This window comes from Chryseobacterium sp. YIM B08800, from assembly GCF_026163565.1.
GTDB lineage: Bacteria > Bacteroidota > Bacteroidia > Flavobacteriales > Weeksellaceae > Chryseobacterium.
The window spans coordinates 37,998-63,955 of record NZ_JAPDKN010000014.1 but is presented as its reverse complement, the minus strand read 5'-3'; the positions used below and the strand labels follow the sequence as shown (position 1 = coordinate 63,955).

Annotated in this window: 23 protein-coding genes; 9 read left to right on the top strand and 14 right to left on the bottom strand. The window is 32.6% G+C overall.

Annotated elements, in window-relative coordinates; genetic code table 11:
* Nucleotides 1-80 precede the first annotated feature (80 nt).
* Nucleotides 81-1,052: an iron ABC transporter permease gene (locus OEW74_RS06600; RefSeq protein WP_265427725.1), complete on the bottom strand. Its 972-nt coding sequence runs from the start codon at nucleotides 1,050-1,052 to the stop codon at nucleotides 81-83.
* A gap of 20 nt (nucleotides 1,053-1,072) precedes the next feature.
* Entirely contained in the window at nucleotides 1,073-1,636 is a 564-nt protein-coding gene (locus OEW74_RS06595; RefSeq protein WP_265427724.1) for a TlpA family protein disulfide reductase, read from the bottom strand.
* Between the two features lie 120 nt (nucleotides 1,637-1,756).
* Between OEW74_RS06595 and OEW74_RS06590 the strand changes: the two genes are divergently transcribed.
* On the top strand, nucleotides 1,757-2,881 hold the full coding sequence (locus tag OEW74_RS06590) for a flavin reductase family protein (RefSeq protein ID WP_265427723.1): 1,125 nt from the start codon (nucleotides 1,757-1,759) through the stop codon (nucleotides 2,879-2,881).
* Nucleotides 2,878-3,495: a SanA/YdcF family protein gene (locus OEW74_RS06585; protein ID WP_265427722.1), complete on the top strand. Its 618-nt coding sequence runs from the start codon at nucleotides 2,878-2,880 to the stop codon at nucleotides 3,493-3,495. The genes OEW74_RS06590 and OEW74_RS06585 overlap by 4 nt, the downstream gene beginning before the upstream one ends.
* On the opposite strand, the gene OEW74_RS06580 is transcribed toward OEW74_RS06585, so the two are convergent.
* Nucleotides 3,492-6,095 carry a BamA/TamA family outer membrane protein gene (locus tag OEW74_RS06580; protein ID WP_265427721.1) on the bottom strand — a complete coding sequence of 868 codons (2,604 nt, stop codon included), beginning with the start codon at nucleotides 6,093-6,095 and terminating at the stop codon, nucleotides 3,492-3,494. The two genes, OEW74_RS06585 and OEW74_RS06580, sit on opposite strands and share 4 nt — an antisense overlap.
* Here OEW74_RS06580 and OEW74_RS06575 point away from each other — a divergent pair.
* Nucleotides 6,081-6,806, top strand: coding sequence for a TrmH family RNA methyltransferase (locus tag OEW74_RS06575; RefSeq protein WP_265427720.1), 726 nt, complete (start codon nucleotides 6,081-6,083; stop codon nucleotides 6,804-6,806). The genes OEW74_RS06580 and OEW74_RS06575 overlap by 15 nt on opposite strands.
* An 81-nt stretch (nucleotides 6,807-6,887) precedes the next feature.
* Here OEW74_RS06575 and OEW74_RS06570 read toward each other — a convergent pair whose 3' ends face one another.
* From OEW74_RS06570 to porQ, 5 genes are all read right to left on the bottom strand, one after another.
* Complete coding sequence (locus OEW74_RS06570) at nucleotides 6,888-7,385, bottom strand: phosphoribosyl-ATP pyrophosphatase (RefSeq protein ID WP_265427719.1); 498 nt, start codon at nucleotides 7,383-7,385, stop codon at nucleotides 6,888-6,890.
* Nucleotides 7,386-7,388: 3 nt separating this feature from the next.
* On the bottom strand, nucleotides 7,389-7,697 hold the full coding sequence (locus tag OEW74_RS06565; RefSeq protein WP_265427718.1) for a phage holin family protein: 309 nt from the start codon (nucleotides 7,695-7,697) through the stop codon (nucleotides 7,389-7,391).
* A gap of 83 nt (nucleotides 7,698-7,780) precedes the next feature.
* A complete protein-coding gene (locus OEW74_RS06560) occupies nucleotides 7,781-8,128 on the bottom strand; it encodes a YtxH domain-containing protein (protein ID WP_265427717.1) in 348 nt (115 codons plus the stop codon).
* A 79-nt stretch (nucleotides 8,129-8,207) separates the two neighbouring features.
* Nucleotides 8,208-8,894 (bottom strand): (d)CMP kinase, encoded by a 687-nt coding sequence (cmk, locus tag OEW74_RS06555; protein ID WP_265427716.1) that lies wholly within the window; start codon nucleotides 8,892-8,894, stop codon nucleotides 8,208-8,210.
* Between the two features lie 81 nt (nucleotides 8,895-8,975).
* Nucleotides 8,976-9,968, bottom strand: a complete 993-nt coding sequence (gene porQ, locus OEW74_RS06550) for a type IX secretion system protein PorQ (protein WP_265427715.1) — start codon at nucleotides 9,966-9,968, stop codon at nucleotides 8,976-8,978.
* A 167-nt stretch (nucleotides 9,969-10,135) separates the two neighbouring features.
* Between porQ and pyrH the strand changes: the two genes are divergently transcribed.
* Both pyrH and frr read left to right on the top strand, forming a co-directional pair.
* On the top strand, nucleotides 10,136-10,843 hold the full coding sequence (pyrH, locus tag OEW74_RS06545) for a UMP kinase (protein WP_074228632.1): 708 nt from the start codon (nucleotides 10,136-10,138) through the stop codon (nucleotides 10,841-10,843).
* A 116-nt stretch (nucleotides 10,844-10,959) separates the two neighbouring features.
* Complete coding sequence (gene frr, locus OEW74_RS06540; RefSeq protein WP_265427714.1) at nucleotides 10,960-11,514, top strand: ribosome recycling factor; 555 nt, start codon at nucleotides 10,960-10,962, stop codon at nucleotides 11,512-11,514.
* Nucleotides 11,515-11,574: 60 nt separating this feature from the next.
* On the opposite strand, the gene OEW74_RS06535 is transcribed toward frr, so the two are convergent.
* The 5 genes from OEW74_RS06535 to OEW74_RS06515 all read right to left on the bottom strand — a co-directional run bounded on the left by OEW74_RS06535 (nucleotide 11,575) and on the right by OEW74_RS06515 (nucleotide 18,156).
* The gene (locus OEW74_RS06535; RefSeq protein ID WP_265427713.1) at nucleotides 11,575-12,216 is read right to left on the bottom strand and encodes a hypothetical protein; all 642 of its coding nucleotides are present in this window, start codon (nucleotides 12,214-12,216) and stop codon (nucleotides 11,575-11,577) included.
* A 328-nt stretch (nucleotides 12,217-12,544) separates the two neighbouring features.
* Nucleotides 12,545-13,258: a hypothetical protein gene (locus tag OEW74_RS06530; protein WP_265427712.1), complete on the bottom strand. Its 714-nt coding sequence runs from the start codon at nucleotides 13,256-13,258 to the stop codon at nucleotides 12,545-12,547.
* A 105-nt stretch (nucleotides 13,259-13,363) separates the two neighbouring features.
* Nucleotides 13,364-14,818 carry an LptF/LptG family permease gene (locus OEW74_RS06525; protein ID WP_265427711.1) on the bottom strand — a complete coding sequence of 485 codons (1,455 nt, stop codon included), beginning with the start codon at nucleotides 14,816-14,818 and terminating at the stop codon, nucleotides 13,364-13,366.
* 67 nt (nucleotides 14,819-14,885) lie between these two features.
* On the bottom strand, nucleotides 14,886-15,533 hold the full coding sequence (locus tag OEW74_RS06520; protein ID WP_265427710.1) for a LolA family protein: 648 nt from the start codon (nucleotides 15,531-15,533) through the stop codon (nucleotides 14,886-14,888).
* Between the two features lie 76 nt (nucleotides 15,534-15,609).
* On the bottom strand, nucleotides 15,610-18,156 hold the full coding sequence (locus tag OEW74_RS06515; RefSeq protein ID WP_265427709.1) for an FtsK/SpoIIIE family DNA translocase: 2,547 nt from the start codon (nucleotides 18,154-18,156) through the stop codon (nucleotides 15,610-15,612).
* Nucleotides 18,157-18,406: 250 nt separating this feature from the next.
* Here OEW74_RS06515 and ccsA point away from each other — a divergent pair, with 250 nt between their 5' ends.
* The 3 genes from ccsA to OEW74_RS06500 all read left to right on the top strand — a co-directional run bounded on the left by ccsA (nucleotide 18,407) and on the right by OEW74_RS06500 (nucleotide 23,977).
* Nucleotides 18,407-21,739 carry a cytochrome c biogenesis protein CcsA gene (gene ccsA, locus OEW74_RS06510; protein ID WP_265427708.1) on the top strand — a complete coding sequence of 1,111 codons (3,333 nt, stop codon included), beginning with the start codon at nucleotides 18,407-18,409 and terminating at the stop codon, nucleotides 21,737-21,739.
* 999 nt (nucleotides 21,740-22,738) lie between these two features.
* Entirely contained in the window at nucleotides 22,739-23,617 is an 879-nt protein-coding gene (locus tag OEW74_RS06505) for an SPFH domain-containing protein (RefSeq protein WP_265427707.1), read from the top strand.
* Nucleotides 23,618-23,788: 171 nt separating this feature from the next.
* Nucleotides 23,789-23,977 carry an Arc family DNA binding domain-containing protein gene (locus OEW74_RS06500; protein WP_066675600.1) on the top strand — a complete coding sequence of 63 codons (189 nt, stop codon included), beginning with the start codon at nucleotides 23,789-23,791 and terminating at the stop codon, nucleotides 23,975-23,977.
* Between the two features lie 50 nt (nucleotides 23,978-24,027).
* Here the strand turns inward: OEW74_RS06500 and OEW74_RS06495 are convergent, their stop codons facing one another.
* The gene (locus OEW74_RS06495; RefSeq protein ID WP_115950681.1) at nucleotides 24,028-24,222 is read right to left on the bottom strand and encodes a hypothetical protein; all 195 of its coding nucleotides are present in this window, start codon (nucleotides 24,220-24,222) and stop codon (nucleotides 24,028-24,030) included.
* Nucleotides 24,223-24,355: 133 nt separating this feature from the next.
* On the opposite strand from OEW74_RS06495, the gene OEW74_RS06490 reads away from it, so the two are divergent.
* On the top strand, nucleotides 24,356-25,906 hold the full coding sequence (locus tag OEW74_RS06490) for an aldehyde dehydrogenase family protein (protein WP_074228657.1): 1,551 nt from the start codon (nucleotides 24,356-24,358) through the stop codon (nucleotides 25,904-25,906).
* Nucleotides 25,907-25,958: the final 52 nt, after the last annotated feature.

Genomic DNA, 25,958 nt, shown 5'->3' with positions numbered 1-25,958 from the left:
AATAAAAATTATTCTCACTCATCTCCTTTATCTGCAAAATCTGCGAGAATATTTAAAATTAACTATTGACTCATTCACATTTACACTTTATTCTGTTTCAAAAGCATCATTAAAATCACAGGAATACCAAAAACTGAACTAATCACATTTAAAGGAATTTGTGTTTTTTCGGCAACCACTGAAAATAATAACATCATCAACATTCCTAAAAACATATTCAAAATCCATTGCTGCCAAAGTTTTGCAGGATTATAAATCAATCTGCAGAAATGAGGAACAATAATCCCAATGAACAAAATAGGTCCTAAAAATGCTGTAACTGAAGCAGAAAGTAAAGAAGAAGCAATAATGATCATTAATTTCAAATGATTTAAATTAACTCCTAAACTCTGTGCGTATGAACTTCCAAGAGAATTTCCGATTAAGGGTTTTATGGTTTTAAAGCAAATTAATAATCCGATAAAAACTAAAATAGCAAGAACGATAATCTGATTTCTCGACACCATATTATTGGCTCCGAAAGACCATAAAATATAATTTTTTAAGCTTTGATTTTCTGCATAAAACTGAAGAAGAGAAACAATAGCTCCAGCAAAAGCCGATACCAAAAATCCGAAAATGATCAGATAAGATTTATCCTGAAATTTATTTGACATCGACAGCAAAACGAGCATCAACAGCAAACTTCCGATAATTGCAGACAAACTGAGAAAACTATTTTGAAGAAATTCAGGCAGTAAAATATTGTGTGAAAAGAAAATATAGAATGCAACTGATAAACTTGCGACAGAGGTAATTCCTAAAATATCTGGTCCCGCAAGAGGATTTTGAAAATATTCCTGCATCAAAAAACCAGAGGTTGGAATTGAAATCCCTGCTAAAAGCATGACCAAAACACGATTTACCCGAATTTCAGCAATCTGACTGTTGGTAGAATCCAGGAAAAAATCCTGAAGATTTAAAGACAAAAATCCTGTATTTAGATTAATGATCGCTGTCAAAATAACTGCAATCAGTAAAAATAAACACAGGATCTTAAATTTTTTAGACATTTCGAATTACTGCTTAACTTTTATTTTAAAAGAGAAGAAATTTTTTCGTTGAGCTGCTCTTCACTGATCATTCCTAATGTTTCGTCAGTTTTGTCGCCTCTTCTCATAAATGTAAACGGAATTGCGTTTCCTGTCCATTGTTTAAAATTACTTGTGAAAAAATTTCCATCCAAAAGTTGGCCGTCTAAAAGAACAGTATAATCCTGAATTCCGTGCTCTAGAGTAAAACGAGGAACTTCAGTATTCCAAATTTCTTTTTGATCTAAGCTTACAAAAGTAATTTTTACAGGCTGATCTTTCAGCTCTTCAATTTTCTTTTTAAAATGAGAAATTTCTTTTACACATGGTCCACACCAGGTTGCAAAAAAATTGGTCACATATAATGTATCGTTTTTCTTTTGTAAAAAGTCAGCAGTTTGTTGCGTAGAAACAGATTTTAAAGAGATATTTGCCACTTCTGGCTGTGCAGTATCCTGAATACTTGTAGAATCTGCTGTGCTGATATTTTCTTCCGTTTTTTCAGCTTCTTTTTTACAACCGATAAGAACAGTTGCTAAAATTGCAGTCAAAATTATTTTTTTCATAAATAAGTTTTCTTTGTTAAAAATGAAATATACGAAAGGTATTTCTCATTGGTTTTGTTGTAAGAAAGTTGGATGAAGGTCGGTTTTCTAATTATTTTTTATTTATTTTTGAAATGAAGTATGGAACAACAAATCTATAAAGGAAAACTGACGCAGTTTCACCGCCTAAAAATAGCTAAAAAGGAAGACCTGACCAAAAATACTTTTTCGCTGGAGCTTGAAATCCCGGAGGATTTAAAAGAAAAATTCACGTTTGAAGCAGGGCAGTTTGTAAGTATAAAATTCAATGCTGAAGGAAAAGAAGTGATTAATGATTACTCGATGACTTCGGCTCCGTATGAGAAAAAAATAACTTTAGGAATTAAAATAAATTCTGAAAACGGTGCAACAGCACAGCTTTATAAAAATTACCAGATAGGTGATGAATTGCTTGTGAGCGAACCCAATGGCAGATTTACTTTAGTTTCTAAACCCAGCGAATTCAGAACGATTGTAGGTTTTGCTGCAGGAATTGGAATTACTCCGATTTTAAGCCATTTTAAAAATATCCTTCATAACGAACCGAGAACAAGACTGTTTCTTTTTCTTGGAAATAAAAGTTCTGAAGAACTTGTTTACCGTGATCTTTTAGATAATCTTGCGAAGCAACACCACAACAGACTGCAGATTTTCTATTTTTATTCGCAGGAAAAAACGGCAGATCAGTTTTTCTATGGAAGATTAGATGCCAAAAAATTGAATTTAATTATCAATCAAATTTTGCATTTGGATGATACTGATGAAGAATCTACGATTTGGGATGCTGTGGACGAAGTTTTAATTTGTGGAAAAGGGGAGATGATAAAAACTTTAGCCAATGCGTGTTATCATCATGGAATCCCGAAAAAGAATATTCACTTTGAATTGTTTGAAGAATTTAATGATGATATTTATCCTGTAGAAAAAGAATTTCCATTGATAGAAAATGTAGAGGTAGATTTCCAGCTTTTAGGGAAAAATTATCAAACGGTACTTTCAAATAATCGTGAGAAAATTCTTCAACAGCTTTTGATTCAGAAATTCCCGGTTCCTTATTCCTGCAAATCAGGGATTTGTGGAAGCTGCGAATGTACTGTAGAAGAAGGCGAAGTAGAACTTTTGGAAAACGAATATCTTACCGAAAAAGAGGAAGCTCAAGGCAAAATATTAGCGTGTATGTCAATTGCAAAAACTAAGAAAATAAAGCTTAACTTTGATTTCAATTGAGAATCATCAGAAACATATTCAAATTATTTTTTGTGTCAGTAGAAATTGTTTTTCTTCTGATATGTTTATCTAATGCCTGGGTTTTCGGTCTTACCAATGGAAGAACTTATACCAAGATCTCAAAAATTCCGCCAAGAGAAGTTGCTTTGGTTTTAGGAACCTCTCCAAGAATGCGTTCCGGACTTTCTAATCCGTATTTTACCAAAAGGATGGATGCCACTGCATTGTTGTATCATCATGGAAAAATTAAAAAAATCATTGTAAGCGGCGAAAAAAGTAAAGGATATAATGAACCTGCCGCAATGAAAAATTATCTGATTTATCAGGAAGGTGTGCCCGAAGAAATCATCATAGAAGATCCTGAAGGTTTTAATACGTATAAAAGTATTTTACGTTGTAAAGATGTTTACAATAAGAAAAATGTGATTATTGTTTCTCAGGGGTTTCATAATTTGAGAGCATTATTTTTTGCAAGAAACAATAACATGAATGCTTTAGGTTTTGATGCACAAGATGTTACAAAACCAGAGAGTTACTACAGAAACCAATCCCGCGAAATACTTGCAAGAGTGGCCGCTGTAGTTTATTTTATTTTTGGAATTTCTCCTGATTAGAAAGGATATCCGAAAGCGATATTTAAGGTAGGTTTCAAAGGTTTAATATCATGGAATCTCCATTTATCACCATCAGGTTTATTTGGGTCGTAAATTTTATAAGCTAAATCTACTCTTAAGGTAATGTAAGCAACGTTAACTCTAAGTCCAAATCCGCTACCAATACCCATTTCTCTGATAAATTTATTGAATTTAAACTGATCATCAAAACCATTGTTTTCAGTATTCCAAACGTTTCCGATATCGGTGAAAATAGCACCTTCATACATCTCAGTAAACGGAATTCTATATTCTATATTGGTTGTCAGTTTAATATTCCCCATCAAATAAGTACGCACTTTTTCGTCAATCTGAGAACCTCCTGGTCCTAAACCACCAAATGCAACCCAAGCTCGGATATCGTTAGAGCCTCCATTGAAATATGACCTTACAAACGGCATCGACGAAGAATTTCCGTAAGGAATACCTACTCCGATAAACTGTCGTAATGCTAAAGTCTGATTTCCATTAAATTTAAAATATTTTCTTACATCAAAATCAAATTTCACAAACTGCGCATAAGGAATTCCGAAAATTGTTCTTTCAGGACTTCTTAAAATTCCACCGTCATCTTGTCTTTTCTGATTAAAAATACTTGGAATATTTCCTGCCAATTCCACTTTTCCGTTAAAATAAAAAGCATTAGGATAATCTTTTTTACCAATTTCATTATAAATAAAATTATAAATCATCGATGAAATAAGAACATCCTGAGTCTGTCTGTCTTTATTAACAATCGTTCCCAGAAAAGAAAGTAAATCGTCAGCTCTTTTTGGATCGGTTGCCGCAGATGCCGCATATCCTAAATCACTAATAATTTTTTCTGAAACCTGGTCTCTCGATAAAATTCCGGACTCAAAATCTTGCTTAATTTGAGGGTTAGAAATAAAATAATCATCAAAAACAGTTTGTCTTACCACATCATCATTTACGAAGAAATCGTAATAGCTGTCTTTATTTTTAGTTAAACTGAAAAGGGTATTAAAGAGTGTTAATCTGTGAGAAACCTGATCATTAACATTCGCAAAATAGTTTAAACCTGTATTAAAGTTGGTTCTTCCCAAACCGATATTGTTCTGCACCGAAGCTCCCAAAACAATTGATGATGTAGGAGTATATCTTTTAGGAATAAGCTTATAATAATTAAATGGTAGCAATAATCTTGGAAAGCTTAATGAAGCCTGCGCCGAATATTCGTAAGCTAAAATTCTTTTATCTAAATTTTTAGGATTTCTGATTGACCCAAAAGTCCCTGCAACACTCGTTGTCAAGTTTTCTGCACCACGAAATACATTTCGGGTTGTAAGATCTACAGAAGGAGAAACTCCTAAGTTGAGTAACTGCGAGTAATTAACATCCGTTCCTACTTTTAACTCATATTTATCTAAAGGTTTCAAGATATATAAAACATCTACAATACTGTCATTTGGTGCAGTTGTACCGCCTTGTCTCAAAGAATCTCTGGCTTTAAGGATGCTAAAATTATTCATCGCCAAAAGATTTCTCTTGGTAAGATCTAATTTTTTCTGATCATAGACAGTTTTGCTATCAACAATAATCGTTCTCCATAACGCAGAAGTCTTATAATTTTCATTCATTTTATGAAATCTAATTCTTCTAAGGCTATCTTTCACCGTTCTTTTTGGAAAATCTGAATGATGATCGACAATTGCGACATCTATATTTCCAAAAGTCGCTCTTTTGTAAGGGCGATTGATGGAGTCTTTACGAATTTCTAAAACCAGCGGAACTTCTTTTCTGCTTAAAAGTGAATCTGCCACAAAACCTACTTCATCATTTCCTGCATTGAATCTATAATATCCGTTTTCACGCATCCAGTCGTTGATTCGGGTAATTTCTTTTTCTAAAACCGTTTGATCAAGCAATTGCCCGCTTCTTACCAAACTTTCATGCATTTTTTGCTGATAAAGTCCTTTAATTCCTAGATCTGGAATATGATAATAATATTCTTTAATATTTGTGGGACTGTTGTGCTTAATAGAATAGTTTACAGATGCTTTTTTAGATGCTGAATCAAGCTTATGAGCGTATTTTACTTCTGCATCCCAAAAACCTCTGTAGGTCATTCTTTTTTCAATTGACTGCGCACTTTTTTCAGTTCTTGTCTGATCTAAAATTACCGGCGGAGTTCCCCAATTGTGATATAATCTGTCCATGAAGAGGCTTTTCCCAACACTGCTCTGCATATTATATTTAATGAAAAGAGAATCTCTAAGTTTCTGATTTCTCATCTCACTCGGATACGTCATATATTCATTAAGAATTGTATCGTATTTAGGATTGGCAGCATTGTATAAAAGAAGACTTAACGGCATGAAAAGCAACTGCTTCTTATTGGGCTTTTGCTGTACATAATCTTCCAGCTCATCATCGAAAAACTGTTTTTTATCTTCAAATTCAAAATTGTTTTTAGTAAGCAGATATTCACCATCCGGAACTTTTTTTGTAGTACTGCATGCATAAAGTAAACCTACAAATGTTGCAAATGATATTATTTTATAATATTTTTGAGGAGAATTCTTAAAATGCTTACAGCTCATACAATTAAAATTTTACAATCTTTAGATAAAAAGAAGTTCAGACAAAAATACAACTTGTTTTTGGTTGAAGGGAATAAAACTATTCTTGAACTTCCTAATTCTAACTTTAAAATTAAAGAAATATTTTCTACAGAACCTAACAATTTTCTGTCCAAAGATGTTCAATTTACACAGATTACTGAAAATGAACTAAAAAAAATAAGTTTTTTACAAAATCCTAAAGATTCTGTAGCAGTTTGTGAGTTATTAGAAAAGTCTGAGTTTACTGACAAAGATTTTCAATTGATTTTAGATGGAATTCAGGATCCGGGAAATCTCGGAACAATTATCCGTTTGGCAGACTGGTTTGGAATTGAACAGATTATCTGCAGTGAAGATACCGTAGATTTTTACAATCCAAAGGTTATTCAGGCAACAATGGGTTCTTTTACCAGAGTAAATATTGTGTATTGCAATTTGGCAGAATACCTTTCAACAACCGAAAATATCAATGTGGGAACCGATATGGAAGGAGAAAATATTTATCATTTCGAAAAACCAAAGAAAATCAATCTGATTTTAGGAAACGAAGGAAACGGAATGCGCGATGATACAGAAAAACTTCTTCACAAAAAAATAAGTATTCCAAGATTTGGAAAATCGCAGTCTACAGAAAGTCTGAATGTTTCTATGGCTGCAGGAATAATTTTGGGACAGCTCTTCAAAGTTTGAGAGCCATAGTGTTGGAGGGTTTTAGAGTGGGAGAGTATGTAAAACACTAAAATGCTCCGACTCTAAAACTCTCAAACAAATTTATATAAGTTGCTCCATGCTGGATACACTTTTTGTTTTTTGGTAATTTTCTAATTTTTTTCGAACAAATTTCAAAGCAATTGGTGCAACGTAGATTAGTGCAGCTCCTAAAACTTTCTTTTTCCAATTTGAACTTTTCATATTTTTCTTTGCGTAATTGGCAACTAAAGCGGTTACTCCAAGTTTGATGATTCCATCTATAGCATTACCGCTAAAAGCAGAACTGGCTAATCCTACGGCTGTGTTTTTATTCAGCAACATTCCTTTTACTTCGGAAGTAAGCTGTTTTGCGATTACATCTTTTCTAATCACCGTTTTCTCTTCACCATCATCATCTACTTTTTCCTGAAGATATTGATCACTGAGACCATTGGTAAATGCACTCAAGCTTTCTTTTGTATTTTTAAAAGTCAAAAGCGCTTCCAGATCATGTATTTCATCTTTTAAAAGTTTCTTTTTTCTTTTAAGTTCTTCCAGACTCTCGTAATTTCTGCCCATAGTTTAGTGATTTAAGAATTCTATTACTTTATTTGCTACCATATTCACGATTCTTTTCTTAAAGGTAGCAACTAAAAGCATCACTACAAAATAAAATGCCGCAACAATCAGAAATCCGTATGAATAATTGTCTAAAGCCTTGCCAATAAGAAACGCTAAACCAAAATTGAAAAGAATGATAAAAAAGCCAAAAGCCACCAACAATATCACTAGATAGGCAATAACACCTGCAGAAATTGAAGATTTTTCTGTGGCCTCAATTTTTAGCAAATCTATTCTCTTAGATGCGTATTCTTTAATTGTTTCAATCATCCTTATATTTTTTTTAAAAGTTACAAAAAAAGGAACTCTTTTACCTAAAGTTCCTTTTTTATATTTAATTAAATTAAATACAATTATTTAAGATCGTTCAATCCAGATTCTACATCTTTTACCATATCGGTAGTTTTAGAAACAATTTGATCTTTGTATTTGTCATACCCATCTTTTACAGTATGCGCTACATTATTGGCAGTTTCTTTGAAAGTAGAAGAGATACTGTCGTACTGATCTTTTACTTTTTCAGATACTTCACCATATTTATTTTTAGCCTGATCTTTCAGATCTCCAGCTTTTGTTCTGATTTTTTTTCTTGTTTCTTTTCCTTCTTCAGGAGCATAAAGCATACCTAAAATTACACCTGCTGCAGCACCTGCTAAAAGTCCTGCCAAAATACCTGCTGTATTATTTCCTTTTCTAGACATTTTTTGTTTTTTTAATAGTTAATAAATACTAGTTTTCGTTTTAAAAGGTTACAATTAACATACCAATCGAGGTTTGTGACTAATAAAAATTGTTAATTTTTGTAAGATATTGCAATATGCTTTCGATAGTTTGACTTTTTGTCAGGTTTGTATTGTCAATTAAGATCGCATCTTCTGCCTGTCGCAATGGCGAGATCTCTCTTTCACTGTCAATACGGTCTCTTTCTATAAGATTTTCTTTCACATGAGCCTCATCAGCTTCAATTCCTAAAGATAAAAGTTCACTGTATCTGCGTTTTGTGCGTTCGTCAATACTTGCGGTAAGAAAAAATTTAAAATCGGCATCGGGTAAAACTACGGTTCCGATATCTCGTCCGTCCATAATTACACCGCCGTTTTTTGCAATTAATCTTTGTGCATCAAGCAAAAAATCTCTTACTTCTTTTTGCTTTGCAATTAAGCTGACATTTTCAGAAACTTCATTGCTGCGAATTTCTTTGGAAATATTGATATGATTAAGCAAAAGAACCAATTCATCTTCTTCTTTTTTAAATTCAAGATCTATTAAATGAAATGATTTGAAAAGTAAAGGCAAATTAATAGTACCGTCCTCATCCATACAGTTTTGCAGAGCAAACCATGTAATCCCTCGATATAAAGCACCGGTATCTAAATGAACAATGCCCAATTTTTCGGCAATAATTTTTGAGATAGAACTTTTTCCGGTAGAAGAAAAGCCATCAATAGCAATCACTGGTTTTTTCATAAGACAAATTTCAAGAAATTTTCTGGAAAAATCAAGTATGAATGAATGATAAAGTTGAATATTTAAAGTTTTGTAATAAACTTACTCTCCTCGATGACCGCTTAAATCTACAGAAATCCCAATTTGATTAACATTAGAAGAATTATGATATCTCACATGAGCATAATCTAAACGGAACTTGGAAATTTTTAAACCAAACCCGGCAGACAATCCTGTAAAGTTTCTTTGATCAGCAACAGCAAGCTCATTTCCTCTTCTCACATTATATCCTAATCTGATGTTGAAACCTTTTTCAGGGAAAAGCTCAGCACCAAGAGAAAAGTGATCGGCAATTTTTCTTCCGAAACCAATTTCCTGCCCATTAATATCATAATCTGAAGAAATATCAAATTTCTGTAAATCGTGCGCTGTAATTGTAATCGCAAGAGGAATTGCTTTTAATATTTTGGTATATCCTAAATCTATTCTAAACGGAAGATTTTCTCTCTCGCCATTGAACGATTTAAACTGATACCCGAAATTTCTCAGTACTACAGAAGCTACTTCTTTGCTCTGTTTGTTATGATAAGTCATTCCTAAAGTTCCCGATAAGGCAGAAGAAGTATAAGTATCGATTTTTGAAGTGATGAAATTTAATCCACCTCCAATCGTCCAATCTTCTTCAAACTGATAAGCATATCCTGCTCCTACAGCAACATCTGAAGCTGAAAATTCTCCCATTTCAAAACCGCTTTCGTCGGTTCTAGGAATATTTCCGTAGCCCAAATATCTTGCATTAACGGTAACCATATGTCCGTTGTCTAAATCTTTAGCAAAAGCAATGGTTCCAAACTTTGAGTCTGCCAAATAAGTAGAAGCATTTATTGAAAGCTGTTTATCTGAATCTTTATTCAACAAAGCCGGGTTGGCAATGGCAAAAGAAACATCATAATCTCTAACCGTAATAGCATCGCCACCTAAAGCAGCCTGTCTTGCAGAGACGGGAATATTTAAGAAAGAGTAAACGTTTGTTCCAGTTTGTGCAAATGAAACAATTCCCGAAAGAAATAGTGAAAAAATTAGAACTTTCTTCAAATCAGTATTTAATTAATGCAAAAATAATCCTTTTTGCTACTTATCAAAATATTTCTTTCATTATTTCTGTATAATATTTTTCTTTTTTTCAATATTTTTAATGATTATATTTGCAAAATTAATTTTCAGAGAAATTAATTCTCAAAAAACTATTATTAAAATATACAATGAAATATAAAAGAATCCTTCTGAAACTGAGTGGTGAGGCATTAATGGGGAACAGACAATACGGTATCGATACCGAAAGACTGATGGAATATGCTCAGGAAATCAAGAAAGTGGTTGACAGAGGCTGCGAAATTGCGATTGTAATTGGAGGAGGAAACATTTTCCGTGGTGTAGCAGGAGCTGCAAAAGGAATGGATAGAGTACAGGGCGATTATATGGGAATGCTTGCAACCGTTATCAACGGAATGGCATTACAGGGTGCTTTGGAAGATGCAGGAATTAAAACCAGATTACAATCTGCTATCGAAATGGATAAAGTAGCAGAACCTTTCATTAAAAGAAGAGCAGTAAGACACCTTGAAAAAGGCAGAGTAGTGATCTTCGGAGCCGGAACAGGAAACCCTTATTTTACAACAGACACTGCTGCAACATTAAGAGCTATCGAAATAGGCGCTGATGTTATTCTTAAAGGAACAAGAGTTGACGGTATCTATGACAGCGATCCTGAGAAAAACGAAAATGCAGTAAAATATAATTCATTAACTTTCGAAGAAGTTTTTGAAAAAGACCTTAAAGTAATGGATATGACTGCCTTTACATTAAGCCACGAAAATAAATTGCCAATTATTGTTTTTGATATGAATAAAGACGGTAATTTATTGAAAATTGTAGACGGAGAAAATGTAGGAACTTTAGTAAATTTATAGTAAGGTAGCAGATAATAGATTTTAGGGATTAGGTTTTTAGCATTATGATTACTTATTACCCATTACTTATTACTCATCTTTAATCAATGTGTAACTTATCAAATTTTTATTATATAATGGAAGAATTAGATCTTATCATAGAATCTGTAAAACATGATATGGAAGCGGCTCTTAAGCACCTGGATCATGCATTTCAAAGAATCAGAGCGGGACGTGCGTCTACAAGCATGGTTCAGGATGTGATGGTAGAATATTACGGTGCGCCAACTCCTATTAATCAGGTTGCCAACGTTTCTGTGCCGGATGCAATGACCATCTCTATTCAGCCTTGGGACAGAACCGCAATCGGTGCTATTGAAAAAGCTATTATTAATTCTAACTTAGGATTTGCCCCTTCTAATAACGGAGAAAACATCATCCTTAATGTACCACCTTTAACTGAAGACAGAAGAAAAGAATTGGCTAAACAAGCTAAAGGTGAAACTGAAGATACTAAAATCGTTGTAAGAAACGCAAGACAAAACGGTATTAAAGAACTTAAAAAACTGGATGGAGTTTCTGAAGATTTAATTAAAAATGTGGAAGCATCAATTCAAGAACTTACAGACAAATATGTGAAGTCTTGCGACGATCATCTGAAAACAAAAGAAGCTGAAATTATGAAAGTATAATTTTCAGGTTTTTGAAAATATAAAAAGAGAGGATTCATTACCGAATCCTCTCTTTTGTTTTTATAAAATACAATCTGTTTTTCCTTTTTTATCTTTGTTTTTGATAAGAGTTTCGAAAGTTTTTCTTAATTCTGTGTCATTACAGTTTTTACTTTCTCCATCAGAAACATTTTCAGGTTTTAATTGGTTTTTGGTGCGCAGTGTATATTTTTTATCTCTGCAGGAAATTAATTGATCATTGATGTAGTAAAATCGTTTTTCTTCTACATCATCTTTCGTTTCGGGTTTTTCTGGTGTTCCTCCGTCAAAATTCCAAACAGTTCCTTCCTGAAAAATAAAGAATGGTTTTCCGTTTTTCAGATAATAATTTTCTACCGAAGAAAAATGGCTGTCTCCATGAAAATGTTTTATGCTTTTGAGCTCTCCGTTTAAACTATAATAAACCACATTACCGGAAACTTCATTACATTCATAATCAAAACTTGTAGAATCGAGCTTTTTGGCGATTAGCTGATTATTAAGTAAAGCATATTCAGTTTTTATTTCGTCGATGCTTTGCGGAGAATTATTTTTTTGTAAGCTGTCTTTTGCTGAAACTGTTTGTAAATTGTCTGATGGAAAATTTGCATCAACAGGTTCTTTCTTTTTGTTTTCACAGGAAAATAGAAGGACAAGACTTGGTAATAGGATAAGTTTTTTCATATAATTTAGATTTGGCTTTTTGAGAACATCAAAAAATATGCAAAATGAAGGGAGTTCGAAATAAAAAATTGAGCAAAACCTTTTACCACGCAAAGGTTTTAATTTTAAACTTCTTATTTTAAGGAGCAAAGAATGGCGACAAAGTCGCTGATGAAGCTTGAATAAAACGTGCGCTTCATAAAAATTAATTTATTGATTCATCTTTGCTCCTTAAAAATAAGACTTGTGAAGATAAAGCTTTGCGTTAATAAATAAAACATTCATAGATTTATGTTTATTTCTTAACCTTACTCAGTTTTTTAAAATGATTTAAATAAAACCGGACTTATTACTTTTTAATTTTTTTCCAATCTCGATCGTATAATTTTTTAAGCTCACTTTTTGTTTCATTATTAAAAATTTCTTTTGCTGATTCATTTACATCTACATTCACTTCAAAAGCAACAACTTCATCTTTATCATCAAATAAACTGTTTTTATCACTGTCTTTTGATGCCGAAAAAACAACTTTCTTAGTAGATTTTATATACTTCCAGTTTTCAAGATTATAATTATTAGGAGATAATTGTCTGAAGTTTTTTCCTTCCTTATCTGAAACATATAGATATAATGGGTCTTGATGATTCAAAAGTTTATCTTTATTATAATCTAAACTTCTGGCTGTATAAAAAATATAATTTGTTTTATGGGTAGAAACCGTTTCTACTCCGTCATAATAATCTTCATTAAAACCCTCAATCAATATTTTGTCTTTAGTTAATAAATAATAATTATTGGTATTTGAATTATAAAACATAATATTCCAATAATTATAAGCAGGAATGTTTTTGTAAGAACTTTCGTATTCACGTTTTGTTTCGCCCATTCTAAGCGGAAACATCAAAACTCCGCTACTGTCAATTTCTGAAAAATTACTGGTTTGAACATTAAGATTTTCAATAGAAGATTCTGTCTCAATATTGTTGGAACTAGATTCGCTTTCAGGATTTCTGGAGCAGGAAATTATTGCTATTGCTGATAAAATAAAAATACTTTTTTTCATATCTGTTTCTAATTTTAATTAAAATAAAATTTCACTTATGGAAGATATTAATTTTAAACTTTTGATAGCAAAAAAAAAATCCGAAATTTCTTTCGGATTAAATGATTATTGATAACGCTTATGTTCTTTCTGTTTTACAAACAACTTCGTAAGAGGCTTAAAGAAGGTTTTGTATTTTTCAGAATCAAATAACTGAGAATCTGTTAAAGCTTTATAAGTCATTAAAATTCCAAAAGGAAATAATATCATATTTGGAAGCCAAGCTGCAAGATACGGACTCATTTTTCCGGACCAGGCAACGTTTTCAAAACCTACATTGATTACATAGAAAATAATGAATATGATAATCGCAATGATTACCGGAACCCCCATTCCTCCTTTTCGGATAATAGATCCCAAACTCGCACCAATCATAAAGAAAATGATACAAGTGAAAGAGTAGGTAAGAATTCTCTGCTGGTAAATAACGACTTTACTAAAATATTTAACACTCGGATCAAGTTCTTTGTCTTTAGAATCCAGATTGGTTTTCAGATTATCAAGTCTTGAATAAGCATTCGTAAGAAGCTGTAATTTTTTTTCTCCTTTTATAGTATCAAGTTTATATTGTGATTTTACCGGAGCCTTAGTTTTATTTTTGTCCATATAAGTAATCACAGCATTAGTTTGAGAAATAATATCGTTGCTGATATTATCTGCAGTTCTGGTGTTGTCTTTTTTGGTTTTATCAATCGTAGCCAAAAGCTCAGTATACGTCTGAAAACGGTAATCGTCTGTAATCTGTTCTTTTTCGATGGCTTTATCAATCAATTCACTGATGTCGAAGTGAATGGTTAAACTGTCAAATTTTGTTGCCTGATCGGGTTGTTTTAATCTTACATTATCAGCTTTTCCGGCATAGCTGTCTTCAATTACGCTTCCGTTATACAAAATAAGCTTCATGAATTTACGATTTTTTGCGTTCGCAAATTTTCCTTTTTCGGCAACAATTGTTTGCTGATTTTCGTAGTTTCCTGCTTTTTTATGAATAAAAACACCTTCTAAATCTCTTCCGTCTTCCCCTTTAATTTTATCAAATTTCACCATAACACCCGGAATCTGATCGATAAATTGTCCCGGAGTAAAATTTAATGCAGGTTTAGTTTGAGCAATATTAAAAAGCATATTCTTCGCTTTCCTCTGAAAATCGGGAATAATATTGTTGGAAAAAAAATAGAGCATGACTGCCAAAACAGCAGTTACGCCCAAAAGCGGCATCATCACTCGTGTTAAAGAAATTCCGGCAGCTTTCATTGCAGCAAGTTCGTAGCGTTCTCCCAGTTCACCGAAAGACATGATACTTGCCAATAAAATTGTTAACGGTAAAACCATACTTACTACACTTACTCCAAGATAAAAAAGGAGCTTCATGATCTGTAAAGTCGTTAAACCTTTACCCATAAACTGACCAAGCTGAATCCAGATAATGTTTACAATAAATATAAAAAACAGTACACTGAATATAAATAAAAACGGACCAAAAAAGGTCTTGATGATATATCGGTCTAAGATTTTAAACATTCGCCAAAATTAATGAAAAAGCCACAAAGTTTTCTTTGTGACTTTAAATTTTAATATTTATTTAGAATTATAATTCTGTAACAAGATAATTTTTGAATTTTGCCTTGTCAAATACAAACATATTCGGGTTTAATTGCTGATTTTCTTTATATTCTTTTATCGAAATTACAGAGATATCTTTGTTGTTTCCATGCTGCTCAAGTTTTAGCATTTGTTTTTTCGCAGAATCTACATAAAGATAAATGTATTTTAATCCGTTTGCTTTTACCGGAGTTAATTTAATCAAGTCTGCATTTACGCCATCAACAGCTTTTTTTCCACCATATGCAACATTATAATCTTTTCTATACGATGTAAGATAATTGATAGGAGAGAACATGGTACTGCTTGCATTTGGTTTTGCAACGGTAACTTCCATATCTTCTGTATTGATATTGTAGATTTTGTTTCCGTCGAAAATCTGCTCTGTTTCCATGATTTTCAACTTATATTTATCTCCTGCAGCATAATAAATTCCGGGTTCTGTTTTAGAAACAGCTCCGTTTACACCACTTCCAAAAGCAAATTTGAAATAAGAGTTTTTCTTAGAATTGTAGTTCGCCGTAATATCGTCTAATATTTTTTTTGCTTTAGCATCAATTTTCTGTGCCTGCACAAAACCGATACTTCCTACTACTAATGTTCCTAAAACTATTTTTGATATTATTTTTTTCATTCTAAATTTTTCTAATTTTTCCTATTCTTTAGACTTTCATATCATCTGAAAGTTAAAATCGTAGATTTTTTAAATTTTAATTTCGCAGATCTTCCAAAAACTGTTCCAAAGAATACAGATCACTAATAAGAACTTCTCTTGCTTTAGCTCCGTTAAATCCTCCAACAATACCGCTTGCTTCCAATTGATCCATAATTCTTCCGGCTCTGTTATATCCTAATTTTAATTGTCTTTGCAACATAGAAGTAGAACCTTGTTGTGTTGAAACAATAATTCTTGCAGCTTCTTCAAACAAAGCATCTTTTTCATTCGGGTCAAATGCTCCAACTGTACTTGTTGCTTCTTCAGAGACAAATTCAGGAAGTAGGAATGCAGAAGCATACCCTTTTTGTTCGCCAATAAACTCTGCAAGTTTTTCAACTTCTGGCGTGTCAACAAAAGCACACTGAAGTCTTAAAATTTCATTTCCGTTGAAATAAAGCATATCTCCTTTACCGATCAACTGATCTGCGCCTGTAGAATCTAAAATGGTTCTTGAGTCCACACTCGAAATTACTCTGAATGCCGCTCTTGCTGGGAAGTTTGCTTTAATCATACCGGTAATTACGTTCACAGATGGTCTTTGAGTTGCTACAATTAAGTGAATTCCCACTGCTCTTGCTAACTGCGCCAATCTTGCAATCGGAAGTTCCACTTCTTTTCCTGCCGTCATAATCAAATCTGCAAACTCGTCAACAACTAAAACGATGTATGGTAAATAACGGTGACCATTTTCTGGATTTAATTTTCTTTCAGCAAATTTTTTATTATATTCTTTTAAATTTTTACAGAAAGCATTTTTAAGCAAATCATAACGCTGATCCATCTCTACACAAAGAGAATTCAAAGTATTGATTACTTTATTGGTGTCTGTGATAATCGCATCATCAGAATCAGGAAGTTTTGCCAAATAATGTCTTTCAATTTTTGAATATAAAGAAAGTTCCACTTTTTTAGGATCCACCATGACAAACTTCAATTCACTTGGATGTTTTTTGTAAAGTAGGGAAGTCAAGATTGCATTAATCCCGACAGATTTTCCTTGTCCTGTTGCTCCCGCCATCAAAAGGTGAGGCATTTTAGACAAATCTGCCATGAAAACTTCATTAGAAATTGTCTTACCGAAAACAACAGGTAGATCCATATCTGTATTCTGGAACTTCTGAGAAGCGATCACCGATCTCATAGAGACCATTGTAGGATTCTTTCTTGGAACTTCAATACCAATTGTTCCTTTTCCGGGCATTGGCGCAATAATTCTGATTCCTAAAGCAGAAAGATTCAACGCAATATCATCCTGTAGCTTTTTAATAGAAGCAACTCTGATTCCTGCTTCCGGTACAATTTCATATAAAGTAACGGTTGGTCCGATCGTCGCTTTAATTTCAGCAATTCCAACGTTGAAGTTTTTAAGAAGTCCAACAATTTTATTTTTATTTTCTTCTAATTCTTCTTTATTGATTGAGATTTCTTCGTTTCCGTAATCTTTCAACAAATCGATTGGAGGCATTTGAAATTTAGCCAAATCTAATCTGTGATCATACAAACCATGTTTATCAACCAAATCCTGAGATTGTTTTTCTGCATCATCTATAATATCAATTACCGGAGCAACTTCTACCTGAAATTTAATTTCATCCGCATCAGAAGAAGAAAAAGAAGTTGAAGAATTTGAAACCGGAGCATCAAAAGCATCTTCAGGTTTTATGGTAGGAATTGAAGGGGTTGTTATATTTAAATTTAAAGTAGGTGCAGTTTCTCTGCTATCTTCAAAAGAAGTCTGGTTTGGCGTTACAATAGTTTCAACTTCCGCAATAGATTGCGCTTCCTGAATAACCGGGTTTGGTTTTACAACTTCAGGAGTTTTTCTATCATCAGATAAATCTGTAACTGTAATATTTTGTGTTTCTTCTTTTACAAGCTCTTCTTCCAGTTCCTGATCTGCCTCAAAATCCTGATCAGAATTTGGCATCATTGCTTTTACTTTTCCAATCGTATTTTCATTAATTACATCAAGTTTAGCTTTTATTGAGCTTGGTCTAAGGTTAAATTCAAGAATGAAATAGAGTGCAATACTTACAACTAAAACTACCCAAAGACCAACATTTCCAATAATCGCAGAAAGAGAGTCCATGATCTGATAACCATATACACCGCTTAAAACTCCACCGTTACCATTACCTTTTGTAATAGCTCCCAATAAAATAGGTAACCAGCAGATAAAGAAAAGCGAGTGACCAAAAGTCATCCACGGTTTAAAGATTTTTTTCTTTAAAATCATTGTCCCGAAGACTACAAATAAAAATGCAACAATAAATGAGGCAATACCGATGCTTTCAAAAATAAACAGATTACCGAGCCAGTCGCCAAGCTTTCCGAATATGTTTGATGATTTTATCGATTTATCTAAAATTGTTCCGGCCTGGCTTTGATCTGCCTTCCAATTCATTAAATATGAAATAAAAGACAGCGCAAGTACTCCGGCGAAAACAATAAATGTAAGTCCGAAAAAAATACGTTGTTTTGATAAAACTCTGCCTGTTTCAGGCATTTCTGGTTGTTTTTTTTGTGATTTCTTTTCCATAATGTCAGTCTGGGCAAATTTAATGTTTTTTTTAGATTTTAAATATTTTTTACAAGAAAACACGTTTGTTTTTTGATGTGATATTTTATGTTTAGAATTGATGTCTGTTTTTATGTTTTATTTAATAAAAATCGTCTTATTAAGAATGTTTCAAAATAAGCTAAATCCCTTTTAATGTGATAAAAAACAGCTTTTTTTAGCCCTCTTTCGGTTTATCATCCTTATTTTTGCATGTCAAGTAAAAAAAATCATGAAGAAGATCCAAGATATTCTTATTTCAACCAGAACAATGGCAGTTCTATTGCTGGTTTACGCATTTTCCATGGCTTATGCGACGTTCCTAGAAAACGACTACGGAACACCTGCCGCAAAAGCCCTAATTTATGAAGCAAAATGGTTTGAGCTCATTATGCTTCTCCTCATTATCAACTTTTGTGGAAACATTAGTCGTTACCGTCTTTGGAAAAGAGAAAAATGGCCGGTTTTGGTATTCCACCTTGCCTTTATTTTTATTTTTATTGGAGGTGCAATTACAAGATACATCAGTTTTGAAGGACAAATGACCATCAGAGAAGGTGAAACTTCAAATGAGATCGTAACTGACAAACAATTCTTTAAAATTCAGATTGAAGATAAAGGGGATGTGTTGAATTATCAGGATGTTCCTTATTTAATGTCTCCCTTACACAAAGACTTTAAAGCAACCTATGATTTCCACGGACAGCAAATTAAAGTTAAAACTCTAGACTACGTTCAAAGAAAAAAAGACAGTTTAGTTGCTGATGCAAATGGTGCAGAATATCTTCATTTAGTATCAACTGCAGAAACAGGAAGACAAAATATTTACATCAAATCCGGAGAAACAAAATCAATCAACGGAACTTTGGTTACTTTCAATAGAGCTATTGACGGAGCTGTAGAATTTAAGCAAGAAAACGGACAAATGTTGATTAAAACTCCTGTTGATGCAACGTACATGACGATGGCAACTCAGGCAACCGGAAATACCGCAAAAGACCAATATCAACCTTTGGTTTTGAGAAGTTTGTATAGCATTAATGAGCTAAAATTAGTTGTTCCTGAAGGTCTTAAAAAAGGGAAACTAATAGCTTTTGAAGGCGATAAAAAGAAAGATCAGAATGTTCCTGATGCAATGACGATAGAAATAGAAGGCCCGAAAACAAAACAAATCGTAGAGCTTTCTGTGGAAAGAGGAAATCCTAATGCTTACAAACAAGTAACAATGGATGGTTTGAATATTATGGTTGGGTTTGGTCCTAAAATTTACACCACTCCTTTCGCTATAAAATTGGATGATTTCGTAATGGAAACTTACCCTGGAAGTTCATCTCCAAGTGCATACGAAAGTCACGTAAAAATCATTGACGAAGGAAAAGAAACTCCTTATAAAATCTATATGAATAATGTTCTTAATTATAAAGGGTACCGTTTTTTCCAGGCAAGTTATACGCCGGACAGAATGGGAACTTTACTTTCTGTAAACCACGATTATTGGGGAACTTTGATCTCTTACATTGGTTACGCATTCTTATTCGGAGGTATGTTTGTAATGTTTTTCTGGAAAGGAACCCACTTCTGGAAATTGAATAAAATGCTGAAAGATATCAATAAGAAAAGAGCAGCGACAGTTGTTTTATTATTCTTGAGCTTAACATTAAGCGCTCAGAAAATTGAAATGCATGGAACAAACGATGGAAGTGGAGAACATGTACATGTAGAAGGAGATGGTCATACTCATGAAGTTGCTCCTCAACAAGCTCAACCGCAAGGAAATCAACAAAATTCTTTAGCTGCTCCTTTGACGAAAATGAGAATTATTTCGCCGGACGAGATTATTTCGAGAAATAAAATTAGCAAAGAACATGCTGATAAGTTTGGTTATCTTTTGGTTCAGAATTACGAAGGTAGAATTGTTCCTATCAATACACAGGCTTTAGATATTTTAAGAAAACTGTACCAAAAAGATAAATTTAAAGGAACTGACGGGAAATATTTAACTGCCGAACAGTGGTTTTTGTCAATTAACACAGATACACCAAGCTGGACGATGGTTCCACTTATAAAAGTGGATGCGAAAGGTGGAAAAGCACTTTTAAAAAGAGTGAAAGCAGACGAAGATGGTTATACAACTCTGATGAATCTTTTCCCTTCTGATGCTAACGGAAATCTAACATATATTTTGGATGAAGAATATAACACCGCATTCCGTAAAAAATCGGCATTACAGTCTGAGTACGACAAGGAAGTTATTAAATTAAACGAAAAGGTTCAGATTTTCAATGAATTTTTCAGTGGACAATTTATGAGAATTGTTCCTGTAAAAAATGACCCGAATCATACTTGGCATTCTTGGCTTGACCAAAAAATGGAGCCAGACATGGAATCTCAAAAAGTAATGGGACCTTATTTTGCAGAAGCACTTCAGGCTCAAAAAACAGGAGATTGGAGCAAAGCAGATGCTGAATTAAAAAAACTTTCAGACTATCAGCAAAAATGGGGGAAAGCAGTTGTTCCTGCAAAAGAAAAAGTTGATCTAGAAGTTTTTATCAATAAAGCTAACATTAACTTTTTCTTATTGATTTTCTACACCATCATTGGTGGATTGGTATTTGTTTTAGGTTTTGTAGAATTATTTAAACCTACCAAAATTCTTAACAATATCATCAAAGGAATTATTTATCTTGGTCTTGTAGGTTACGTTGTACACTTTTTAGGACTGATTGCAAGATGGTATATTTCTGGTCACGCTCCTTGGAGTAACGGTTACGAAGCAATTATTTTTATTTCATGGATAGGAGTTTCAGCAGGGATGATGTTCTATTTCGGATTTGGAAAACCAAACTTAGGACAAAAGGCAGCATTATCAACAATGAAGTTAGCAAGCAAAGGAAACACTTCAAACGCATTAATTCCGGCAGCTGGGTTTATGGTTGCTGTAATCATGATGGGCTTTGCTCACGGAGCAGTAGCACTTAACCCGCAGATCACACCTTTGGCACCGGTTCTGAAATCTTATTGGTTAGTTGTACACGTTGCTATTATTGTATCTAGTTACGGTTTCTTCGCATTGTCGATGATTATTGCCGTAATTACATTGATATTCTATATCATTACAAATAAAAAACAGTTCCAAATGCATAATGATTCGACATTAAAAGAATTAGCAATTGTATCTGAAATGTCTTTAACAATCGGTCTTTTTGCATTAACAGTAGGAAACTTCTTAGGTGGTATTTGGGCGAATGAATCTTGGGGAAGATACTGGAGTTGGGATCCAAAAGAAACGTGGGCATTTATCTCAATTATGGTGTATGCATTTGTGTTACACATGAGATTAGTTCCGGGATTGAGAAGCAGATGGGCATTCAGCGTAGCGACAATGTTTGCTTTCTGTTCTATGGTGATGACCTATTTCGGAGTAAATTATTACTTAAGCGGGCTTCACTCTTATGCAGCAGGAGATCCTGTTCCAATTCCGGCTTGGGTATACATCGGTTTAGCAACTATGTTTACTTTAGCATTAGTATCTTACTTTAAGTTTGTTGCTTTAAAGAAAAAATAAATCATTCATATCTATTTATAGAAATCCCGAAAGTTATTTTCGGGATTTCTTTGTTTAAAAAAGTAAAACAGTAATTTTTTTTTACTAAAAAAAATACACCCATCAGAAAAGAAGATTAAGAAACAAAATAACTAATAACTAATAACTAATAACTAATAACTAATAACTAATAACTAATAACTAATAACTAATAACTAATAACTAATAACTAATAACTAATAACTAATAACTAATAACTAATAACTAATAACTAATAACTAATAACTAATAACTAATAACTAATAACTAATAACTAATAACTAATAACTAATAACTAATAACTAATAACTAATAACTAATAACTAATAACTAATAACTAATAACTAATAACTAATAACTAATAACTAATAACTAATAACTAATAACTAATAACTAATAACTAATAACTAATAACTAATAACTAATAACTAATAACTAATAACTAATAACTAATAACTAATAACTAATAACTAATAACTAATAACTAATAACTAATAACTAATAACTAATAACTAATAACTAATAACTAATAACTAATAACTAATAACTAATAACTAATAACTAATAACTAATAACTAATAACTAATAACTAATAACTAATAACTAATAACTAATAACTAATAACTAATAACTAATAACTAATAACTAATAACTAATAACTAATAACTAATAACTAATAACTAATAACTAATAACTAATAACTAATAACTAATAACTAATAACTAATAACTAATAACTAATAACTAATAACTAATAACTAATAACTAATAACTAATAACTAATAACTAATAACTAATAACTAATAACTAATAACTAATAACTAATAACTAATAACTAATAACTAATAACTAATAACTAATAACTAATAACTAATAACTAATAACTAATAACTAATAACTAATAACTAATAACTAATAACTAATAACTAAAAAATACATATCTTTATGATATCAAAATAATATCACTTTAAAGATTACAATTATGGAAAAAGTTTTAAAACCAATGTCAGGTTATTTAGCATTAATTCTCTCATTAGTTTTATTGGGAGGTTCAGTTTACCTTTTTGTCACAGGAATTAATGACGGTGAAAACGTTGATGTCACTTACATTATCATCTCAATTATTGCATTCTTTCTGATGTGCTTTTTATTGAAAGGTTTAATGATTATCCAGCCCAACCATTCAAGAGTTTTAAACTTCTTCGGAAGATATGTCGGAACCGTAAAAGATAACGGACTTTTTTTTATTAATCCTCTGTATTCATCTCAAAAAATGTCTTTACGTTCAGAAAACTTGCAGGGACAAACGTTGAAGGTAAACGATAAAATGGGTAATCCCATCGAAATTGCAGTCGTTATGGTTTGGAAAGTAGGAGATACTTACAAAGCAGCATTTGATGTGGAAAGATATTCAGATTTTGTAAAAATGCAGAGTGAGGCAGCAGTTCGTCATTTGGCAATGAGTTTCCCTTACGATAACTTAGAAGACGATCATGCTCCAATTACTTTAAGAGAAGGCGGTGAAAAAATCAATTCAATTCTTGAGCAGGAATTAACAGACAGACTTTCAAAAGCAGGAATTATCATTCAGGAAGCAAGAATTTCACATTTAGCTTACGCATCTGAAATTGCAGGAGCAATGCTTCAAAGACAGCAGGCAACAGCAATTGTAGCGGCAAGAACTAAAATTGTAGAAGGAGCAGTTGGAATGGTAGATCTGGCTTTAAAGAAACTTTCAGAAGAAAATATCGTAGAATTGGATGACGAAAGAAAAGCAGCAATGGTAAGTAATTTAATGGTTGTTCTTTGTGGCGAAAAAGCTGCGCAGCCAATTTTAAATGCAGGAACGCTGTATAATTAAGGTTGAGGCTAAGGTTAAGTTTGAGACAAAAACTGATTCTATTTATAAAGATTAGTTACAGCGTTCTTTGCTGAGCGAAGCGCCTTTGCGACCGAAAAATATTTTCAATAATTTAAGAAAAATCTTTGCGCTCTTTGCGTTAAAAAAAAGCAATTTGAAAAACAGAAGACAATGAAATCAGAAAAAACTCAGAACTCTCCCGAAAACAAAAGCAAAAAATCTTTCGTGATAAGGATAGATGAGTCTACCTATAAACTTCTTGAAAAATGGGCAAATGACGAGTTTAGAAGCGTCAATGGGCAGATTGAGTATCTTCTTAATCAGAATTTGATCAATGCCGGGAGAAAGAAAAAAGAGTAAAATTTAGTTTTAAATAAAGTGAAAAGCAGAGAATAATTTCTTTGCTTTTTTTATTGAAATATTCCGGTAAAATAACCACTAATTACACTCCAAAAGTTTTTACCTAAGAAATAAATCAACGTAGAAGTGATAATTCCTTTTACCGTAAAAAAGATGATTCCGCCAATACCGAATTTCTTAAGCATTTTCTTCCACCTTGATTTTTTTTCTACATTTTCTTCGTTTATAGCTTCTTTCGTTTCCATTTCTGCAATTATAAATGTTATTTACAAAGATAAGCATGTTTATAATTAGTCCAAATAAAACCAGTTAAAAAAAATTAAATTTCCCATTTAAGTAATATTTTCTATCTTAGGCAAAACGAAAAGTTAAATTTTTATGTCAAAGAAAATCAAAGATTTCGGAATTGAAAAATCATTAAAAAATTTAGGAATCAAAGATGAAAATAAAGGAACTTCTACGGGAGGAAAATTTTTTGCATCAGGAAAATCTATAGAAAGTTATTCTCCGGCAGACGGAAGATTAATCGCCAAAGTAAAACTATCAAACGAGAAAGACTACGACAAAGTAATCGAATCTGCTCAAAAAGCATTTCTTGAATTCAGAACGGTACCAGCTCCAAAAAGAGGAGAAATTGTACGTCAGCTTGGGCAAAAATTAAGAGAATACAAAGACGATCTTGGAAAGCTTGTTTCTTACGAAATGGGAAAATCTTTACAGGAAGGTCTTGGTGAAGTACAGGAAATGATAGACATCTGCGATTTTGCAGTAGGTTTATCAAGACAGCTTCACGGTTATACAATGCATTCTGAAAGACCAGGTCACAGAATGTACGAGCAATATCATCCATTAGGAATTGTAAGCATTATCACAGCATTCAACTTTCCGGTAGCAGTTTGGGCTTGGAACACCGCGTTAGCTTGGATTTGTGGAAACGTTACCATCTGGAAACCATCAGAAAAAACTCCTCTTTGTGCAATTGCATGTCAGAATATTATGAATGAAGTTTTAGCAGAAAACAATCTTTCTGAAGGAATTTCAAGTGTATTGGTTGCAGATCACACAATCGGGCAAAAATTAGTTGATGACAAACGCGTTGCTTTAGTTTCATTCACAGGTTCTACAAGAGTAGGAAGAATGGTTTCTTCTAAAGTTGCTGAAAGATTTGGTAAATCGATCTTAGAATTAGGTGGTAATAATGCTATCATTATTTCTAAAGATGCAGACCTTGATATGTCAATTATCGGAGCTGTTTTCGGAGCGGTAGGAACTGCAGGACAAAGATGTACTTCTACAAGAAGACTGATTATTCATGAATCTGTTTATGACGAAGTGAAAAACCGTTTGGCAAAAGCTTACGGACAGTTAAAAATCGGAAATCCTTTGGATGAAAATATGCACGTTGGACCGCTTATCGATGTTCAAGCTGTAAATCAGTATGAATTAGCAATCGAAAAATGTAAAAAAGAAGGCGGAAAATTCGTTGTTGAAGGAGGTGTTTTAACTGGCAAAGATTACGAATCTGGTTGTTATGTAAAACCTTGTATTGCTGAAGTTAAAAATTCATACGAAATCGTACAGCACGAAACTTTTGCACCGATTTTATATTTAATTAAATACAAAACTTTAGAAGAAGCCATTGCAATTCAGAATGATGTTCCGCAAGGTTTATCTTCGGCAATTATGACTCAGAATTTGAGAGAAGCAGAATTATTCCTTTCTCATGCAGGTTCAGATTGTGGAATTGCCAACGTCAATATCGGAACTTCCGGTGCAGAAATCGGTGGAGCTTTCGGTGGTGAAAAAGAAACAGGAGGCGGTAGAGAATCTGGTTCTGATGTTTGGAAATATTATATGAGAAGACAAACCAACACGATTAACTACACTGCAAGTCTTCCATTGGCTCAAGGAATTAAATTTGATCTATAAATTAATTAAAAAATTTAAGTATTTAAAGATTTTAAATTTTAATCATCAATTT

Coding starts and splice junctions, on each gene's coding strand:
- OEW74_RS06520 (WP_265427710.1), bottom strand. CDS start 15,533: ATGAAAAAAATAATATCAAAAATAGTTTTAGGAACATTAGTAGTAGGA.
- OEW74_RS06600 (WP_265427725.1), bottom strand. CDS start 1,052: ATGTCTAAAAAATTTAAGATCCTGTGTTTATTTTTACTGATTGCAGTT.
- OEW74_RS06535 (WP_265427713.1), bottom strand. CDS start 12,216: ATGAAAAAACTTATCCTATTACCAAGTCTTGTCCTTCTATTTTCCTGT.
- OEW74_RS06560 (WP_265427717.1), bottom strand. CDS start 8,128: ATGTCTAGAAAAGGAAATAATACAGCAGGTATTTTGGCAGGACTTTTA.
- OEW74_RS06570 (WP_265427719.1), bottom strand. CDS start 7,385: ATGGGCAGAAATTACGAGAGTCTGGAAGAACTTAAAAGAAAAAAGAAA.
- OEW74_RS06565 (WP_265427718.1), bottom strand. CDS start 7,697: ATGATTGAAACAATTAAAGAATACGCATCTAAGAGAATAGATTTGCTA.
- OEW74_RS06595 (WP_265427724.1), bottom strand. CDS start 1,636: ATGAAAAAAATAATTTTGACTGCAATTTTAGCAACTGTTCTTATCGGT.
- cmk (WP_265427716.1), bottom strand. CDS start 8,894: ATGAAAAAACCAGTGATTGCTATTGATGGCTTTTCTTCTACCGGAAAA.
- OEW74_RS06530 (WP_265427712.1), bottom strand. CDS start 13,258: ATGAAAAAAAGTATTTTTATTTTATCAGCAATAGCAATAATTTCCTGC.
- OEW74_RS06490 (WP_074228657.1), top strand. CDS start 24,356: ATGTCAAAGAAAATCAAAGATTTCGGAATTGAAAAATCATTAAAAAAT.
- OEW74_RS06525 (WP_265427711.1), bottom strand. CDS start 14,818: ATGTTTAAAATCTTAGACCGATATATCATCAAGACCTTTTTTGGTCCG.
- OEW74_RS06580 (WP_265427721.1), bottom strand. CDS start 6,095: ATGAGCTGTAAGCATTTTAAGAATTCTCCTCAAAAATATTATAAAATA.
- OEW74_RS06575 (WP_265427720.1), top strand. CDS start 6,081: ATGCTTACAGCTCATACAATTAAAATTTTACAATCTTTAGATAAAAAG.
- pyrH (WP_074228632.1), top strand. CDS start 10,136: ATGAAATATAAAAGAATCCTTCTGAAACTGAGTGGTGAGGCATTAATG.
- OEW74_RS06495 (WP_115950681.1), bottom strand. CDS start 24,222: ATGGAAACGAAAGAAGCTATAAACGAAGAAAATGTAGAAAAAAAATCA.
- frr (WP_265427714.1), top strand. CDS start 10,960: ATGGAAGAATTAGATCTTATCATAGAATCTGTAAAACATGATATGGAA.
- ccsA (WP_265427708.1), top strand. CDS start 18,407: ATGAAGAAGATCCAAGATATTCTTATTTCAACCAGAACAATGGCAGTT.
- OEW74_RS06590 (WP_265427723.1), top strand. CDS start 1,757: ATGGAACAACAAATCTATAAAGGAAAACTGACGCAGTTTCACCGCCTA.
- OEW74_RS06505 (WP_265427707.1), top strand. CDS start 22,739: ATGGAAAAAGTTTTAAAACCAATGTCAGGTTATTTAGCATTAATTCTC.
- OEW74_RS06515 (WP_265427709.1), bottom strand. CDS start 18,156: ATGGAAAAGAAATCACAAAAAAAACAACCAGAAATGCCTGAAACAGGC.
- OEW74_RS06500 (WP_066675600.1), top strand. CDS start 23,789: ATGAAATCAGAAAAAACTCAGAACTCTCCCGAAAACAAAAGCAAAAAA.